Origin of the sequence: Mucilaginibacter sp. L196, assembly GCF_009765905.1 — a bacterium.
Lineage (GTDB): Bacteria > Bacteroidota > Bacteroidia > Sphingobacteriales > Sphingobacteriaceae > Mucilaginibacter.
Genome location: NZ_LMUO01000015.1, coordinates 746,927 through 763,098 on the forward strand (window position 1 = coordinate 746,927; position 16,172 = coordinate 763,098).

The 16,172-nt window shown below is 39.0% G+C and carries 19 protein-coding genes; 17 read left to right on the forward strand and 2 right to left on the reverse strand.

Annotated elements, in window-relative coordinates; genetic code table 11:
- Positions 1 to 132: PH domain-containing protein (locus tag GSQ74_RS22995; RefSeq protein ID WP_174236930.1), on the forward strand; the 132-nt coding region annotated here is incomplete at its 5' end.
- A 150-nt stretch (positions 133 to 282) separates the two neighbouring features.
- On the opposite strand, the gene GSQ74_RS14195 is transcribed toward GSQ74_RS22995, so the two are convergent.
- Positions 283 to 1,134 (reverse strand): DUF3037 domain-containing protein, encoded by an 852-nt coding sequence (locus GSQ74_RS14195; RefSeq protein ID WP_158994363.1) that lies wholly within the window; start codon positions 1,132 to 1,134, stop codon positions 283 to 285.
- Positions 1,131 to 1,949: a HipA family kinase gene (locus GSQ74_RS14200; RefSeq protein ID WP_158994365.1), complete on the reverse strand. Its 819-nt coding sequence runs from the start codon at positions 1,947 to 1,949 to the stop codon at positions 1,131 to 1,133. The genes GSQ74_RS14195 and GSQ74_RS14200 overlap by 4 nt, the downstream gene beginning before the upstream one ends.
- Before the next feature lie 355 nt (positions 1,950 to 2,304).
- Between GSQ74_RS14200 and GSQ74_RS14205 the strand changes: the two genes are divergently transcribed.
- The 16 genes from GSQ74_RS14205 (at position 2,305) to tsf (ending at position 16,150) form a co-directional block, all read left to right on the forward strand.
- Positions 2,305 to 2,781 (forward strand): DUF1569 domain-containing protein, encoded by a 477-nt coding sequence (locus GSQ74_RS14205; protein ID WP_216846745.1) that lies wholly within the window; start codon positions 2,305 to 2,307, stop codon positions 2,779 to 2,781.
- A 118-nt stretch (positions 2,782 to 2,899) separates the two neighbouring features.
- Positions 2,900 to 3,361, forward strand: coding sequence for a MaoC family dehydratase (locus GSQ74_RS14210; RefSeq protein WP_158994367.1), 462 nt, complete (start codon positions 2,900 to 2,902; stop codon positions 3,359 to 3,361).
- 22 nt (positions 3,362 to 3,383) lie between these two features.
- Entirely contained in the window at positions 3,384 to 4,271 is an 888-nt protein-coding gene (locus GSQ74_RS14215; RefSeq protein WP_158994369.1) for a retropepsin-like aspartic protease, read from the forward strand.
- A 35-nt stretch (positions 4,272 to 4,306) separates the two neighbouring features.
- Entirely contained in the window at positions 4,307 to 4,879 is a 573-nt protein-coding gene (locus GSQ74_RS14220) for a Crp/Fnr family transcriptional regulator (RefSeq protein WP_158994371.1), read from the forward strand.
- A gap of 77 nt (positions 4,880 to 4,956) precedes the next feature.
- The gene (locus GSQ74_RS14225) at positions 4,957 to 5,703 is read left to right on the forward strand and encodes an SDR family oxidoreductase (RefSeq protein WP_158994373.1); all 747 of its coding nucleotides are present in this window, start codon (positions 4,957 to 4,959) and stop codon (positions 5,701 to 5,703) included.
- A 279-nt stretch (positions 5,704 to 5,982) separates the two neighbouring features.
- A complete protein-coding gene (locus GSQ74_RS14230) occupies positions 5,983 to 6,672 on the forward strand; it encodes a GNAT family N-acetyltransferase (RefSeq protein WP_158994375.1) in 690 nt (229 codons plus the stop codon).
- 642 nt (positions 6,673 to 7,314) lie between these two features.
- On the forward strand, positions 7,315 to 8,055 hold the full coding sequence (locus GSQ74_RS14235; RefSeq protein ID WP_158994377.1) for an acyl-CoA desaturase: 741 nt from the start codon (positions 7,315 to 7,317) through the stop codon (positions 8,053 to 8,055).
- A 58-nt stretch (positions 8,056 to 8,113) separates the two neighbouring features.
- Positions 8,114 to 9,370, forward strand: a complete 1,257-nt coding sequence (locus GSQ74_RS14240; RefSeq protein ID WP_158994379.1) for a pyridoxal phosphate-dependent aminotransferase — start codon at positions 8,114 to 8,116, stop codon at positions 9,368 to 9,370.
- A 720-nt stretch (positions 9,371 to 10,090) separates the two neighbouring features.
- Positions 10,091 to 10,360: an ATP-binding protein gene (locus GSQ74_RS22685; RefSeq protein WP_216846746.1), complete on the forward strand. Its 270-nt coding sequence runs from the start codon at positions 10,091 to 10,093 to the stop codon at positions 10,358 to 10,360.
- A gap of 47 nt (positions 10,361 to 10,407) precedes the next feature.
- Positions 10,408 to 11,469 (forward strand): ATP-binding protein, encoded by a 1,062-nt coding sequence (locus tag GSQ74_RS14245; RefSeq protein WP_216846747.1) that lies wholly within the window; start codon positions 10,408 to 10,410, stop codon positions 11,467 to 11,469.
- Between the two features lie 315 nt (positions 11,470 to 11,784).
- A complete protein-coding gene (locus tag GSQ74_RS14250) occupies positions 11,785 to 12,657 on the forward strand; it encodes a helix-turn-helix domain-containing protein (RefSeq protein WP_158994381.1) in 873 nt (290 codons plus the stop codon).
- 101 nt (positions 12,658 to 12,758) lie between these two features.
- Positions 12,759 to 13,157: a DUF1348 family protein gene (locus tag GSQ74_RS14255; RefSeq protein WP_158994383.1), complete on the forward strand. Its 399-nt coding sequence runs from the start codon at positions 12,759 to 12,761 to the stop codon at positions 13,155 to 13,157.
- Positions 13,158 to 13,461: 304 nt separating this feature from the next.
- Positions 13,462 to 13,899: a 50S ribosomal protein L13 gene (gene rplM, locus GSQ74_RS14260; RefSeq protein ID WP_158994385.1), complete on the forward strand. Its 438-nt coding sequence runs from the start codon at positions 13,462 to 13,464 to the stop codon at positions 13,897 to 13,899.
- Between the two features lie 19 nt (positions 13,900 to 13,918).
- Complete coding sequence (rpsI, locus tag GSQ74_RS14265) at positions 13,919 to 14,308, forward strand: 30S ribosomal protein S9 (protein ID WP_158994387.1); 390 nt, start codon at positions 13,919 to 13,921, stop codon at positions 14,306 to 14,308.
- Between the two features lie 21 nt (positions 14,309 to 14,329).
- On the forward strand, positions 14,330 to 15,202 hold the full coding sequence (rpsB, locus tag GSQ74_RS14270; protein WP_158994389.1) for a 30S ribosomal protein S2: 873 nt from the start codon (positions 14,330 to 14,332) through the stop codon (positions 15,200 to 15,202).
- Between the two features lie 96 nt (positions 15,203 to 15,298).
- Positions 15,299 to 16,150 (forward strand): translation elongation factor Ts, encoded by an 852-nt coding sequence (tsf, locus tag GSQ74_RS14275; protein ID WP_158994391.1) that lies wholly within the window; start codon positions 15,299 to 15,301, stop codon positions 16,148 to 16,150.
- Positions 16,151 to 16,172: the final 22 nt, after the last annotated feature.

Sequence of the window (16,172 nt, forward strand, 5' to 3'; positions counted from 1 at the left end):
CGGAGCGCGCCAGCGCTTTCGACCGACAGGGTGGAGATATTTTATAATCAAAACGACAGCGTGCTCATATCGCCGAAAGATCAGGCTGAGTTTATTGAGCGGTTAAAGGCGGTTAATGGGGAGATAGTCTGAACCTTGATTCGTTTGATTTTGGGATTTTCTTGATTTTGATTGGCATGTGGAATCAAGGGAATCTTTTAATCCGTTTAATCATGGTTCGGGCTATTTGTAAAAGCAGTGCCGGTGCTGGTATTAACGGTAGTCCAACTTAATATTAAACAACTAGATAATTTTTTCGATAGCTGTTTTCACATTGCGGGCAAACTGTTCAGCTTCATTTTCATGTATAATAGTCACCTTTACATCATTATTGCTTTGTGATAATGTATCTTTAATAAAAATATTTAAATGTTCACTTGTCTTTGGTGACGTTGTTAGAAAAAACAAATTCATCTTTTCATTTGACGACTCAAGTTCTTTGATAATACCAGACCATTTATATACTTTGGTTTTGATTGAATCTTCTCGTTTTAAATCAAAAGAAAGGCTTTGATAGCAGTTCCAAACTCCATTTTTCCAAGCCTTATCAAATTTAATCTGATCATTATGCGTTTTGATTGTATGATCTTTCAATCTTGGAGTAATTCCTAACCTATCAAAATGAGCTTTGTACACTTTGGTCCAAACATAGGCGTCGGTATGAACTTCTTTGCTCGCATCAATATTATATTTATCAACTAACCGTTCATATAAATCATCTAATGCTTTTCCTGCATCCAGATCTAGTCCATATTTTACATTAGAAAGGTAAAGCGCACTATCATCTTGTACTAGAATTTTTTTTGTTATATCCGACAAATTATAGTCTTTTTCGGAATCAAAAGAATTACTTGAATTGAAAAAGTAAAGATCTAAGTTTACAGAGCGAATTTCCTTCTGAAAATGCTTCAGTGTGTTTAGTAAGAAATAGCCATTAAATTCCTCAAAAAAATTAGATATTCGACTAAATTTATTTAGCATCTTAGCTTCAAGGAATCGACCAGTAGGTTCAAATAATACAATGCCCACATTTACAAACTCGCCAGTAGTTCGATCGTGGAGATATCTGATGATTTGATACTCGAATTTTTTCATAATAGTATCCTATTTAATTCGCTCGTAAATATATCAGCGCGTGACATTAATGTATTTAAGTGTTTTTTAATCTCGTCAACTTGTTCAGTTAACCAATCAGGAGGTAAAATGGTTTCTATTTTATCCCAAAATGAATTATCAATTAATTCAAGTTTACTTTGGAACGAAGAATAATCAAATTGCTTTCCTTTTAATCTATTGAAACAAAAATTGTCGTTAATCCAATTTAAATCTTGTGACCGAATTTTCCAAGGTTCGGAATTTCGCAAAAAGGACAATTCCATTGTAAATCCGAAAGCAAGTTCATGATCGAAAATAATTATCTCATCACCGTTCGTCAAAAAATTTGGTTTTTCAATTCTCCGATCCGCATTGCTTATAAAAATATCGAATGCGTAAAGTTCGATAAGTTTATCTTCGAGAGAACTGCTAATTGTTTGATCTTTTATAACGGAATAATAGCCAGTTTTATATTCGTTACCGAAATTAAATCCTAAGCTATTGCTAGCAACTAGATAATTATCATTTCCTCGCATCAGTTCAACGAATTCATCTGAGATATGAATAATTACAGGTTCGGGAACATTAAAGTCAAGTTCTTTAGCTATTAAAGCAGCAATCAACTCACGAGCACTTGCCTCTGGAGACATGCGCTGTGCTCCTATAAATTTAATAACATAATCTGACTTTATTCCAGTTTGTTCGCATATGCCTACGACAAGTTGCGGCATTGTAGTACCGGATTGAAGAATTTCGCCAAATGCCACAGCGTGGACAGTTGGCAAGAAGTAATCAGGATGTGATAGTTTAAGCACTGCGCATAATTGTGATCTGCAAATTTACGCTTTTCTGCTTAATATAATTTATTTTATTGCGCATCAGAATTTTGATAGAGTTTAGAGATGTTTTTAAAGTTTTTGTTAGTAAGTTAACCGGTACATACAAATTTCGGGAAATGGGTTGGGATAAGTGCTGACAGTGTTTTGTCATATTGGTATTGCATTGATTTTTATGTGATTGCAACGATGGAGTAGGGTCGTCGCTCATACTCGAGTACCTACCCATAACATGTTTGTTTAAATCCTGTTTTTAACGATTTTCCGCCCCCGCAGGAAACTAAACTAAAACTTGCTTAAAATAGCCATCTTTATAATACTCATTACAGCAAACATGAAAACAGTATTTGACAAAACGACAAGAGATGAATTGATCAGTAGGATCGATACGGTTAACGAAAACAGCCAGAACGAGTGGGGCAAAATGAGTGTGTACCAGGCGCTGAAGCATTGCACCCTGTGGGACGAATGGATACAAAGTAATAAAAACAACAATCAGGCATTCATTGGCCGTTTGTTTGGGAGAATGGCCTTAAAAAAAATACTGAAGAATGAGGCCCCTTTGGCACGTAATACACCCACGCTTAGTGAACTTAAAGTAAAAGAAACCAACGGCGATATTGCATCAGAAAAAAAGAAGTGGATTGCCTTGATTAACGAATATGTTCATTTCTCGAACCCCGGTTTCGTCCATCCCTTCTTCGGGAAAATGACAAAAGAACAGGTCGGGCAAGTGGCTTATAAACTGACCACCATCTGCGGCAATTTAATTGTTAGATCTGCTTTTTTATGGTGCTTAAAGTGGTCATAACTCAATGAATAGCCACGAAAGTTCCGCTCCTCATCTTCCAACAAAACACTCTCCTCTCTTTGCAATCTCCCGCACTTTGCTATTTTTACAACATTATCCATTATAAGCGCTTAAGAACATGATCACAATCAATACCCACGCTGAATTTGAATCTTACTTAGGTAAGGAATTAGGCACATCCGGCTGGCATACCATTACCCAGGAACAGATTAATAAGTTTGCCGATGCAACCATCGATCATCAATGGATACATACCGATGAGGAAAGGGCTAAAAATGAAGGACCTTTTGGAGGCACTATAGCACATGGATATTTAACGGTATCGTTACTACCTTACTTCTGGCACCAGATAGCAAATGTGCAGAACCTTAAGATGGAAATTAATTACGGTATTGAAAGCATGCGGTTTGCCCAGCCGGTACTGGTAAACAGCAACGTAAGGCTTATAGCAAAGCTTGCAGGTATAGTTAACCTGAGGGGCGTTACTAAAGCTAACATTGGCGTTACCATGGAAATTGAAGGCCAGAAAAAACCTGCTTATGTTGGCGAGGTGGTTTTTCTTTACCATTTTTTGGATTAAATTTAGGGCTTAAATAATATTTATGGCCCGAATTTATTTTAACCGTTATAAGACTTTCTTTTTGCTGATTGGCCTGTTGTGCATCAACGCAGTAGCGTATGCACAATCGTCTATCCCGTTTACCATTACGGCGCAGGGCCACATCATGGTAAAAGCTAGTATAAATGGCGTTGAGGGTAATTTTATATTTGATACCGGTGCGGGATTAACGGTTATTACTAAAGCATTTGCCTCGAAAATTAATGGGGCGGCTAAAGAGGATGGTGGTTTAACATTATTCCGCGCAACGGGCGAAAAAATGACTGTCGACCTTTACAAAGCGAATATCTTATCGTTAGGTAGCTTTGTAGAGCAAAATCCGCAGCTCACTATTGTTGATGCCATTTTTGGTGAGATAGATGGTTTGATATCTTTAATGAGTTTCAGGAACCAACCCTTCACCATCGACTACAATAAAAAACAGATCGTATTTGAAACCGGCGAAACACTTGCCGCGATAAAAAAACAAGGTTCGATAGTACCCTTACAAATGGACATGTCGCGCGATAAAACGCTTGATGTTTTTGTTTACGTAGTGGTGAACAATAAGCTCACCCTGCAATTTTGTATTGACAGCGGAGCGGGTGCCAATATTTATCGTATCAATGGCAAATACATTTCGGCTTTGGGGGTTGATACCGCGGCTGCCGTTAAAACCTATCATCCAAGTGAATTTAACCCTCAAATTAAAACGGTTATTTATAGCGCTAACTTACAATCACTGGCTATTAAGGGTTTTCCTGCTATTAACGTCCAAAATGTTAAGACCCAATTTATTGATGGTTTAATTTATGACGGCATTGTATGGTTAAGCTGGATAGGTAAGCAAGTCACTTTTGATTTACCGCACAGCGAGATGGTGGTGAGGTAGATGTGATTCCAAAAATCACTAATTTCGCACATCACATGGAAAATCAACTGACCGTTTTTCTAAAAAGCTTTGGTACATTTCAGGATGCTGATACGGCCCTAATAGCCGCGGCAACCGAAAGTCGTATTTACCACGAGGGTGATTATCTTTTTAAATCGGAAAAAATTTGCAGGGAAATGTTTTTTGTTTGCAAAGGGGTATTGCGGGTTATGGTGGTTAATGAACAGGGCCACGAGGTAACGCACTTCTTTCTAAAGGAAAACCAGTTTTGCAGCATACTAAATAGCTTTAACAACCGGGTTGTAGCCCATGAAAGTATACAGGCAGCCTGCGATGCTGAAGTATTGGTTTTCAGCCGTAAAAACCTGGATCAACTTTATATTCAAATTCCTTATTTAAAAGAACTCATCACCCAAATCACCCACCAGGGTTTGCTGGATAAGATCGCATTGAGGAATAGCTACCTGGGGCATGATTCCACAGCGCGTTATAAATTATTTCTGTCGCAGCAACCGCTTGTTGCTTCGCAGGTGCAATTGGGGGATATTGCTTCTTATCTGGGCATTACTCCCCAATCGTTGAGTCGCATCCGGAAAAATATTCGCTAAAATCGCTTTTTACCATTTGTTAAGTGTATTGGGGATGCGTTTTCGGAAATTTGCTTCATCTAAAAAGAAGTATAATTATGAAAAACCAAACATCGGAACAAAATGGATTTTTAACCGGTAAAAAAGTAGTAATACTTGGTGGTAGCTCGGGCTTGGGCTTGGCAACTGCGATAGCAGCTTCACTAGCAGGAGCTGAATTAACCATCGTATCCAGCAATCAGCAACGTATTGATAAGGCAATTAAGCAATTACCCAAAGGCGGCAAAGGGCTGGCAATTAACCTTACTGATGAAGAGCAGGTGCAGGAAATGTTTACCGAGATAGGTGCATTTGACCATTTGGTTTATACTGCTGGTGAATCGTTAGTATTGAAAAACATAGAAGATGTAACCGTTCAGGACGCGAAAAGCTTTTTTGATTTGCGCTACTGGGGTGCTTTTACGGCAGTGAAATACGCGGCGCCACATATCAATGCGGGCGGATCGATAACCTTAACAGGTGGTGTTGCCAGCGCAAGGCCGGGGAAAGGATGGTCGTTAGGGGCGAGCATTTGCGCGGCAATGGAAGGGTTTACCCGTGCTATGGCTATTGAACTTGCTCCATTAAGAGTAAACCTGGTATCACCGGGTATGATAAGAACTAATTTATGGTCGGACATGCCGGATGCTGATAGGGACGCGATGTATGAACATGTTGGTAATGGTTTGCCTGTAAAACGCGTAGGCGAGGCAGAAGATATTGCCCAAACTTATATCTACCTTATGCGGCAACAATTTAGTACCGGCCAAATTATAATTGCAGACGGCGGGTACGTGCTGGTATAATAGCTTAAGATTAGTGTGAAAAACAGATGCTTTTTGATGGGAAATGAACAAAAAAACGACTTTTTGGAGTGTTTTTCAGACTAAAACGGGTGTTTTTCGTCAGAAAATCGAAATATAAAGCATCTGAAAATGGCCTTTTTAGATATAAAAAGGCCATTTTTTGGTATAAAAGTGTACCATTTGTACCAGGTGTTCCATTTGTGTCGTGATACAATAATGTTGAAATAAATAACAATTTGATTACCTCTGTTTTCCGTCTTTTTTATACGTTTGCCGCCAATGGAACACGTATTAGATAACCCGGGCTGGAACGCGCTGATCTCGGGGAATAAACATCTCGCTCACGGTGATGATCAGGTTAGGTATTTCGCTTCGGAGGTTTCGCCCTTCATTGGGCTGAGGGATCAATCGGATAAGCAGTTCCAGGTGCTGTATGATATGATAGCGCATGACGGGCCTGTAGGTTTTATCACCAATATAGAAACAGAAATACCTGAGATGTGGAAGCTGATACAGCCCAATAAAGCATTCCAGATGATATACAACCTACCGGCTGATCCGCCCGCGGTTGAGATTGAGATCGTACCTTTAACAGAACAGCATGTGCCCCAAATGCTGGCGCTCACTAAATTGACCAACCCGGGGCCCTTCGCCGAGCGTACTATAAATTTTGGCCACTACTACGGTGTTTTTGATGGTGATAAGCTGGTAGCCATGGCTGGGCAACGCCTGCATATTGGCGAGTACGCCGAGATCAGCGCCGTTTGTACCCATCCTGACTATTTAGGCAGGGGGTATGCTAAACAATTGCTGCTGAGTCATATCCATCGAATCAGGGCGGCTAAAAATGTTCCTATACTTCACGTTCGTACGGATAACCACCGGGCTTTACGGGTTTATGAGAGCCTGGGGTTTAAAGCGAGGGCTATTATCTACTTCAATATTCTGATGAAGAATAAGCAGGGGTGATCCTATTTGTAATTTTCCTAATTTGAAAATATCATTTGTTCTTTAGTTAAAAAACCAATACTGGCAGGATATTTGCGCATTTTTCAACGAAATGTGCGCAAATATGTTATTGTGGAAACCATAGAAAAACAGTTAAAGTATTGGATGATCTGATCTGGATCAACAGTGACTGTATCGCAGGATTTGATCATGCGAGTAATTTATAGCAAAGCCGCACTCATTAATAATGGTACGGTTTTTTTGTTTTTATTCAGTCCTCTTTAACAATATGTTAATATGGGTAAATTATACTTGTAAACATTCTGCTTTCAGTATAAATTAAAAAATGAATGTAAGATGGACAACACCCCAATAAAATCAAGCCAAACTGTTCCTATGTGTCCTTGTGGACAAACAGAAAAAGCGAATCTCGCAAGAATCAGGCGTACAGCTTTTATGAAGTTTTTTTTATTTTGGTTGCCTTTAAAGCGATACAAGTGCTATAAGTGCCAGCAGAATAAATGGATTATGCAGTCTAACTAAATTGTCATAAAAATTAATATATATGATTATGGTGTAGGTGCATATGGTTTCAAAAAACTTTTTAATATATTAAATCGTATCTTTGAAAACTAGTTTTTTATTTTTATCAATACCAATTTCGTGATTATATTAATTTTCTTTTTGGCTCACTGGTTTCTTTCCCTGTTTTTCCAAACATTTTTTCTTCATAGATACGTATCGCACAAGATGTTCTCAACCAACAAGTTTAATGAGCGCATTTTTTATTTGCTGACGTTTGTTTTCCAGGGATCGTCATTCTTAAACCCTCGTGCATACGCAATTATGCACCGTGAACACCATGCTTTTAGCGATACCGAAAAAGATCCGCATTCGCCACACTTTTTTAAGGATGTGTTCCAAATGATGATGTACACCGCGACCAGCTACAAGGCTTATGAAAGCCGTTTAAAAGAACCTGATGCGCAATTTGGTGGCCATTACCCTGAGTGGAAATTTATTGATACTGTAGGCTCAAGCCTGGCAACCCGCATAGGCTTTGGTGTGTTGTATGTTAGTTTTTACGTAGCCTTCGCTACACATTGGTGGATGTTTTTATTATTGCCGATACACTTTTTAATGGGCCCTATCCAGGGTGCTATTGTTAACTGGTGTGGCCACAAATACGGTTATTCTAATTTTGATAATAACGACAAATCAAAAAATACAACTCCATTTGATTTCTTATTATTAGGCGAATTATTCCAGAATAATCACCACAAACGCCCAAACAACGCCAACTTCGGTGCACGTTGGTTCGAGGTTGATCCGGTTTATCCAATCATGAAGTTTATGCACTGGATACGCCTCATCAAATTAAAGCCAGCAACCTTAAACAGGTAATCCTAAAATTTTTACTGAACAGTTCATTTTCAATCTGCACATTTAAAATTCATCTAAAATGAATGTATCTAAATTAGCGCAAGGCCTTCGCGGCTCCGAGATCATCAAAATAGCCGGCGAGATAAACGAATTAAAACGCCAGGGAAAAAATATTGCCAACCTAACCATTGGCGATTTCGACTCTAATATTTACCCAATCCCTGCCGAAATGAAGGAAGGCATCATTGCTGCTTATAACGATAATCAAACCAACTATCCGCCTGCGGATGGTATGTTGAGCCTGCGCGAAAGTGTATCTTCATTTTTAAAAAGCAGGTATAATTTAGATTACACCCCTACACAAATTCTAATCTCAGGCGGTTCACGCCCTTTGATATATTCTATATTTTTGGCTGTGGTTGATCCCGGCGAAAAGGTGGTTTTTCCTACCCCATCATGGAACAATAATCACTATTGTGATTTGCTTGGTGCCGAATCAGTAATGATTGCTACTCGCCCCGAAAATAATTTTATGCCTACGGCGGATGAGATCCGTTCGCATTTAAAGGGAGCGGCTTTGCTGGCATTATGCTCGCCATTGAATCCAACCGGTACCATGTTTGGTAAAAAAGATCTGGAAGAAATCTGCGACCTGGTAATTGCCGAAAACAAAACCCGTGCAGGAGGCGAAAAGCCTTTGTACTTATTATACGATCAGATCTATTCGCAATTAACCTTCGGTGCTCACGAGCATTTTAACCCGGTTAGTTTGCGTCCTGAATTAAAAGACTACACCATATTTGTTGATGGCTCATCCAAATGCTTCGCCGCTACCGGCGTGCGGGTAGGCTGGGGTTTTGGCCCTGCCAACGTGGTAAACAACATGAAAGCCATCGTAGGCCACATGGGTGCCTGGGCGCCAAAGGCCGAGCAGGTAGCCATGGCTAAATTTTTAGCCAACGACACCTACGTAAATAACTACCTGGCCCAGCTAAAAACCAACATACAGGCCAGCTTAAACACCCTGCACGAAGGCTTCCAGCAATTAAAAGCTGAAGGTTTTACAGTTGATTCTATCGAGCCAATGGGTGCCATATATTTAACCGTTAAGGTTGATTATAAAGGCAAAACCACACCCGATGGAGCGGTATTAAACAGCCCTGCCGATATTAATTTCTATCTCATCAAAGAAGCAAAAGTGGCATTGGTGCCATTCTCCGCTTTCGGTACCGATGAAGATCTAACCTGGTTCCGTGTATCCGTAGGCGCAATCACCCTACAGGATATCCAGGCGATGATCCCGAGGATTAAAGAGGCCTTGGGTAAGTTGAAATAAGAATTTGTCTGAACCTGAATTTATGGAATTTGAGAATTAATCGAATTTAAAAGCATTCTGCCCATTCTTTAATTCCATAAATTCGAGTTCAGACAATATTTGGGCGTTCCCGCTGATAGAAGCGGGCGGGCTGTGCGTTCATACTGCTTCAGGCCTTAAGCGCAAGGCCGGTATCTACTCCCATCCCTAACGCAGAATATCCAATTAGTAAATAAAAGCACCAACCCTCCGTTAACCGCAAAATTCGGCATCGGCTGGTTCGGCAACCACACCAGAAGTTCAAGCACTGAACATTCAAAGAAGCAGGCGCAGCCGAGAGTTTTCTTTTGGTTACTTTTCTTTTGGCGGTCAAAAGAAAAGTGACACCTAGCGTAGCGATACCAGCGACAAGCAAATATTGCAAATTCTACAAAAGCAACTAATCTTCAATTAACCATCTCTACTGACAAAACAGTGTCAGCACTTATCCCAACCCATTTCTCGAAATTTGTATGTACCGGTTAACTGCTCTTGCGAAAGGGCCAATAATGTTCTTTGAAGTATTGAAAATCAAACCAGGAAAAAATACTTGCGCTCGTTTATAGGAAGTAATAGTTTTTCGCATTTTAATGTTGTCATCAAGAAAATATTATTCATTAAAAGCATTATACTGATAATATTAACATGGGTGGAAATATGTTTATATTTACAGATATTTACCTATTCCTATCAATAGTCTCAATGAAAGAAAAGAAAATTAAAAAGGAAGATGCTTTAAGCCTTATAGAAAAAGAAGAGTCGCATTTCTTTGATCATAAGGCCTTAGAAATATCTGGAGCCAAAACTCAAAAAATAGCTATTGCATTTGCTAATGCGGATGGTGGGGAATTTTTAATTGGAATTAAAGATCCTAAAGATGAAGCAGATCCAAATAAAAGATGGAATGGCGCTAAACCATCGAAAATTTTAACTCTCACTTACAAGCTATTTCGGAAATTCAACCAACTTTAGATTTTAGCTGCACATTTTTATTTTGTGATGATTTCCCGGGATATGTAATGCAAATTAAAATTGAAAAAAGTGCAGGCGTGCATGAAACTTCCGGAAAAGAAATTTACGTCAGAAATGGAGCCCAATCGTTAAAAATAACTGACAAACAAAAAGTTATTGAATTGCAATTTGCAAAAGGGGCAACTTCATTTGAAGATTTTGTAGTTGTCACAGTTCCGCCAGAATCTACATATGAATCTAAAGAAATAGCCTCATTTCTAAGTGATTTTTCTCCCCGTACAGAGCCGCTTGAATATGTAATTAGTGAGAATTTAATTGATTTAAAAACGTATGATCCTCGGGTGTCAGGGCTGCTTTTATTTTCCGATAATCCTTCAGCTCTGTTGCCTCGAAAATGTGCCGTAAAAATCATAAGGTATGAAACAAGGGAGGACGAACCTGAGCGAGATTACTTAAAAGAAACAATTTCTGTTGAGGGAGCTTCATATCATTTAATAAATCAAACGGTTAAGATTGTTTGTGAGATAATGTCCAGTATAAAAGTTTGGACACCACAAGGTCTCAGAGCAATGGAATATCCACCAGAAGCTATATGGGAAATCATTACAAATTCCATTATTCATAGAGATTATTCGATATCTGATGATGTTCAGATTATGATCTATGATAATAGAATTGAGGTGATTAGTCCGGGTAAATTACCGGGTTATGTAACCGTAGAAAATATTTTAGAATCAAGGTATGCCAGAAATCATAAAATTGTAAGGACATTAAGTAAGTATAAAAACGCACCAAATAAAGATATTGGAGAAGGATTAAATACGGCTTTTGAAAAAATGAAAGAGTGGAAGTTGAAATCTCCTATTATAGAAGAACTGGAAAGAAGTGTAAAGGTAATTATTCCTCATGCACCCTTAGCAAGGCCAACTGAACTTATATTAGAGTTTTTGCAAAATAATCCTACAATCAATAATAGACAAGCACGTGAACTGACAGGAATAAAATCAGAAAATTTGGTGAAAGTTGAGTTTTATAAACTTAGGGACGAAAAATTAATAGAGCGCGTTCCCGGTTTAGAAGGTCCAGCTTCAGCATGGCGATTAAAATAATATCCTTTTTTGGTACACGCGACCTGCGTGTACCAAAAAATTAACCCGCGTGTGTTATTTAAATTACAAGCCCCACATCTCTAACCCAATTACAGCGAATATCGGCTCGCGCAGTATAAGCGAAAAGCAGGACTACCATTTAATAGCAGCATCGGCACTGCTTTTCCAAATAAGTCTGAACTATGATTAAAAGGATTAAAAGATTTCCTTGATTCCACTTGCCAATCAAAATCAAGAAAATTCTCAAATCAAGCGAATCAAGGTTCAGACAAAATAAAAGGTTTCTCTACCTTTGTATGTTTAGGTAATTCAAACATGGCCGATAATATATTAGAGCTTTTTAATCCACAAACCAAATCCTTAGCCTTTAGGGTTCTTTCTTTTGATGATGCCGGTTATTTTAGTGGCTTAAATAAGTATAATTATTTTTCACTGATTTTGATTTTACAAGGCGAGGGGAGTGTTACCGCGGATGTTTCCGAATTTAGTTTTAATCAAAATAGCCTCATGTGCTTTTCGCTTTACCAACCATTTAAAATCACAGCAAATGACGAATTAAAAGGGATTATGGTCAATTTTCACCCGGAGTTTTTTTGCCTTCATAAACATCGTCACGAAGTTTCCTGCAATGGTGTTTTATTTAACAATATCTATGAATCGCCGGTTATTAATTTAAGCGAAGAAGAAAGGGAGTCGCTTTTAACAACCATCATGGGGCTTAAAACTGCAATGTCGAGCCCGGGCACGGCACAATTGGAGCTGCTGATCTCTTATTTGAAAATATTGCTTATCAACGCTTCCCGGATCAAAATTGATCAGCGGCATCCGCAGGGTACGCGTTTGGAAAAAGAGCCTGAGGCTTTGAATACTTTGAAAGATGCGATAGAGCAGCACTTTAAAGTATTGCATAGTGCTGGGGAATATGCGGAACTGCTTAATATGTCGATAGCCACATTAAACAGGCTAAGCAAAAAGTATTTCAATAAAACATTGTCAAACCTGATAGCGGACCGGATAATAATAGAAGCGAAACGACAATTATACCTTACTGCAAAATCCGTTAAATTAATCGCTTTTGAGCTGGGCTTTAATGATGAATTTTATTTCAGTCGTTTTTTTAAGGGCCATGTAGCTATCTCGCCCCAATTTTTCAGAGATACTGTTGGGGTTGACCAGGAAAACGCTTAATGCTTTGCAATAGTCGGTTAAGATATTCTTTGTCCTAAATATCCATGTTAATATAGGATTTATCCATGTTGTTTCAGCAGGCATAACCTCACATTTGTATCATGAAAAACGAAAAACGATACCCGCTGCCTCCATGGGATATGGAAACCGCGGCTGAGAAACTGCAGTTGATTGAGAACGATTGGAATAGCCTTGATCCCGAAAAAGTGATCGTGAATTATACCGAAGATGCTGAGATGCGTTTTGGAACAGCATTTTTAAATGGCCGTGAAGAGATCAAACAGTTTCTGATTGCTAAGTGGCAGAAAAACCTGCAATTTAAATTGAAACTGGATTTATGGGGAGCACTCAAAGGCCGTATGGCTGTAAGGTTTGAGTACGAATGGAAGGATACTGAAGCTAGATCATATAAAACTTACGGTGTTCAGGTTTTTCAATTTGATGATGACGGATATGTGCAAATGAACTTTGCAAGCTATAACGACGATCTTGTCAAATAGTAAACGGTAAAATAGTCTGAACCATGATTTAGCGGATTAAAAGATTCCCCTGATTCTACCTGCCAACCAAAATCAGGAGAATCCGTAAATCAAGCAAATCAAGGTTCAGACAACCATCAGAAAACTTACGAAGTTTTAAAAACTTCGTAAGTTTATTTCCGCCAATCCATCCGCTCTTCGCTCCAAACTCCCGCACCTTAATAAAAAACCTAAAATCCATTTGTAAATCACACAAAAACATCTATCTTTGCAGTCCCGAAAATGCGGGGTATAATAAACGTTTAATTAATTTAATTTAAAGCAAGTGAATACGTTAAGTTACAAAACTGTCTCAGCCAACAAAAAAACCGTTAACAAGCAATGGGTTGTTGTTGACGCACAAGGCGAGATTTTGGGGCGCTTGTCCACTAAGATCGCAATGATCATCAGAGGAAAAACCAAGCCAGATTTTACCCCAAACGTAGACTGTGGTGATAATGTAATAGTTATCAACGCAGACAAGGTTAAACTGACCGGAAACAAATTCAGCGAAAAGCAGTATGTTTCTTACACTGGATATCCAGGAGGTCAGCGATTCATTTCTCCTAAGGAGTTAATGGCAAAACATCCAACACGCGTAATTGAAAAAGCGGTTCGTGGTATGTTACCTAAAAGTCGTTTGGGCAAAGCATTGTTTGGCAATTTGCATGTATATGCAGGCGCCGAGCATCCTCATGCAGCACAAAACCCAACAACCATTTAATTTTTAAAGGAGAAAAGAAATGCCAACAACAACTAACACTTCGGGCAGAAGAAAAACAGCAGTTGCACGCATCTACCTAACAGATGGAAGCGGAGCAATTATCGTAAACGGTAAAGATTACAAACAGTATTTCCCTACATTGCCTTTACAATACATCGTTACACAGTCAACAGAAGTTTCTGGTTCAACTGGTTTGTTTGATGTTAAAGTAAATGTTGCAGGTGGTGGTGTAAAAGGACAGGCTGAGGCCGTTCGTTTAGCTATCGCGAAAGCCATTGTTGAACTAGATCCTGAAAAGAAACCTTCACTACGAGCTAAAGGTATAATGACACGTGATGACCGTATGGTTGAGCGTAAAAAACCAGGTCGCAAAAAAGCACGTAAGAAATTCCAATTCAGTAAACGCTAATCAACAAAGGAGGACAACAAAATGGCAAGAACAACATACGACGAATTACTGGACGCTGGTGTACACTTTGGTCACCTTACCCGTAAATGGGATCCGAAAATGTCACAATACATTTTCATGGAGCGTAACGGTATTCACATTATCGATTTAAATAAAACCTTAACTAAGGTTGAAGAAGCTGCTGCAGCTATAAAACAAATTGTAAAATCAGGCCGTAAAGTATTATTCGTAGCTACAAAGAAACAAGCGAAAGATATCGTAGCTGAATATGCGAAAAATGTAAACATGCCTTTCATCACCGAAAGATGGTTAGGTGGTATGTTAACTAACTTTGCAACTGTACGTAAGTCAATCAAAAAGATGTCAAACATTGATAAATTGACTAAAGATGGTACTTACAGCAACCTTTCTAAAAAAGAAAGACTGATGATACAGCGTGAGCGTATCAAATTAGAAACTTTGTTAGGTGGTATATCGGATCTTAACCGTTTACCTGCTGCATTGTTCCTGATCGACGTTAAAAAAGAACACATCGCGGTATCTGAAGCATTAAAGTTAAATATCCCAACCTTCGCGATGGTTGATACTAACTCTGATCCTTCAAACATCGATTTCCCTATCCCTGCGAATGACGACGCTACCAAATCAATTTCATTGATCACCGGTATCATCATCAAAGCTATCGAAGAAGGTTTGGAAGAACGTAAACGTGAGAAAGATGACGAAGCTGAAAAAGAAGCAGCCGCCGCGAAAGCTAAAGCAGATGCTCCTGAGTCAGTAACGCCAGATAGATCAGCAAACGAAGGTGGCAAAAGAAGCCGTACTAAAGCAACAACTGCTGAAGTAGCAGAAGCTGCTGCCGAAACCGGTACCGAGCCAGCTGAGAACGAATAATAAAATTTAGTTTAAAGTTGAAGGTTGAAAGCGATAAGTTAATTCTTATGGCTTTCGACTTTCAACTTTTCACTTTCAACTTTAAAATAAAAAACAATGTCAACAGTACAAATATCTGCAGCTGATGTGAACAAATTGCGCCAACAAACTGGTGCAGGCATGATGGATTGCAAAAAAGCTTTAACTGAAACCAATGGCGATTTTGAAGCTGCTATTGATTTTTTAAGAAAAAAAGGTGCTAAAGTTGCTGCCAGCCGTCAGGACAGGGAGTCAAACGAAGGTGTTGTTATCGCACGTACATCTGCAGATGGCAAACGTGGTGTGATCATCGAGTTAAACTGCGAAACTGATTTCGTGGCTAAAAATGCTGAATTTATTGCTTTTGCTAACGCGATCGCAAATGAAGCGGTACAAAACAACCCTGCTTCTATCGAAGCATTGAGCCAGTTACAAATTGATACCGAAACTAACCGTGGTACCATTGCTGAAGCAATTATCAGCCGTACAGGTACAATCGGCGAAAAAATCGGTGTATCTAAATACGAAGTTATCGAAGGCGAAAAAGTTGTTGCTTACATCCACGGTAATTTCCGTTTAGGTGTATTAGTTGCACTTAGCGCTAACGCTGCCGGTGTTGAAGAAGCAGGTAAAGATGTTGCGATGCAAATTGCAGCTATGAACCCTGTTGCTTTAGATAAAGACGGTGTTGATGCTACAGTTATCGAGCGTGAATTAGAGATCGCTAAAGATCAGATCCGCGCTGAAGGCAAACCTGAAGAAATGGTTGAAAAAATCGCTGCAGGTAAGCTTAACAAATTCTACAAAGACTCAACTTTACTAAACCAGGAGTTTGTAAAGGACCCATCTAAAAACGTTGCTCAGTTTTTAAGCACCGTTGATAAGGGACTAACAGTAACCGCCTTTAAGCGGGTAGCTTTAGGAGCTTAAATATATTATCCCCCTCGTTTAT

Excerpts from the sequence above, each read along its gene's own strand:
- GSQ74_RS14240 (WP_158994379.1), top strand. The coding sequence starts at position 8,114 with ATGAATGTATCTAAATTAGCGCAAGGCCTTCGCGGCTCCGAGATCATC.
- rpsI (WP_158994387.1), top strand. The coding sequence starts at position 13,919 with ATGCCAACAACAACTAACACTTCGGGCAGAAGAAAAACAGCAGTTGCA.
- GSQ74_RS14220 (WP_158994371.1), top strand. The coding sequence starts at position 4,307 with ATGGAAAATCAACTGACCGTTTTTCTAAAAAGCTTTGGTACATTTCAG.
- GSQ74_RS14225 (WP_158994373.1), top strand. The coding sequence starts at position 4,957 with ATGAAAAACCAAACATCGGAACAAAATGGATTTTTAACCGGTAAAAAA.
- GSQ74_RS22685 (WP_216846746.1), top strand. The coding sequence starts at position 10,091 with ATGAAAGAAAAGAAAATTAAAAAGGAAGATGCTTTAAGCCTTATAGAA.
- GSQ74_RS14215 (WP_158994369.1), top strand. The coding sequence starts at position 3,384 with ATGGCCCGAATTTATTTTAACCGTTATAAGACTTTCTTTTTGCTGATT.
- GSQ74_RS14210 (WP_158994367.1), top strand. The coding sequence starts at position 2,900 with ATGATCACAATCAATACCCACGCTGAATTTGAATCTTACTTAGGTAAG.
- GSQ74_RS14205 (WP_216846745.1), top strand. The coding sequence starts at position 2,305 with ATGAAAACAGTATTTGACAAAACGACAAGAGATGAATTGATCAGTAGG.
- rpsB (WP_158994389.1), top strand. The coding sequence starts at position 14,330 with ATGGCAAGAACAACATACGACGAATTACTGGACGCTGGTGTACACTTT.
- GSQ74_RS14230 (WP_158994375.1), top strand. The coding sequence starts at position 5,983 with ATGGAACACGTATTAGATAACCCGGGCTGGAACGCGCTGATCTCGGGG.
- GSQ74_RS14195 (WP_158994363.1), bottom strand. The coding sequence starts at position 1,134 with ATGAAAAAATTCGAGTATCAAATCATCAGATATCTCCACGATCGAACT.
- tsf (WP_158994391.1), top strand. The coding sequence starts at position 15,299 with ATGTCAACAGTACAAATATCTGCAGCTGATGTGAACAAATTGCGCCAA.
- GSQ74_RS14255 (WP_158994383.1), top strand. The coding sequence starts at position 12,759 with ATGAAAAACGAAAAACGATACCCGCTGCCTCCATGGGATATGGAAACC.
- GSQ74_RS14250 (WP_158994381.1), top strand. The coding sequence starts at position 11,785 with ATGGCCGATAATATATTAGAGCTTTTTAATCCACAAACCAAATCCTTA.
- GSQ74_RS14245 (WP_216846747.1), top strand. The coding sequence starts at position 10,408 with ATGCAAATTAAAATTGAAAAAAGTGCAGGCGTGCATGAAACTTCCGGA.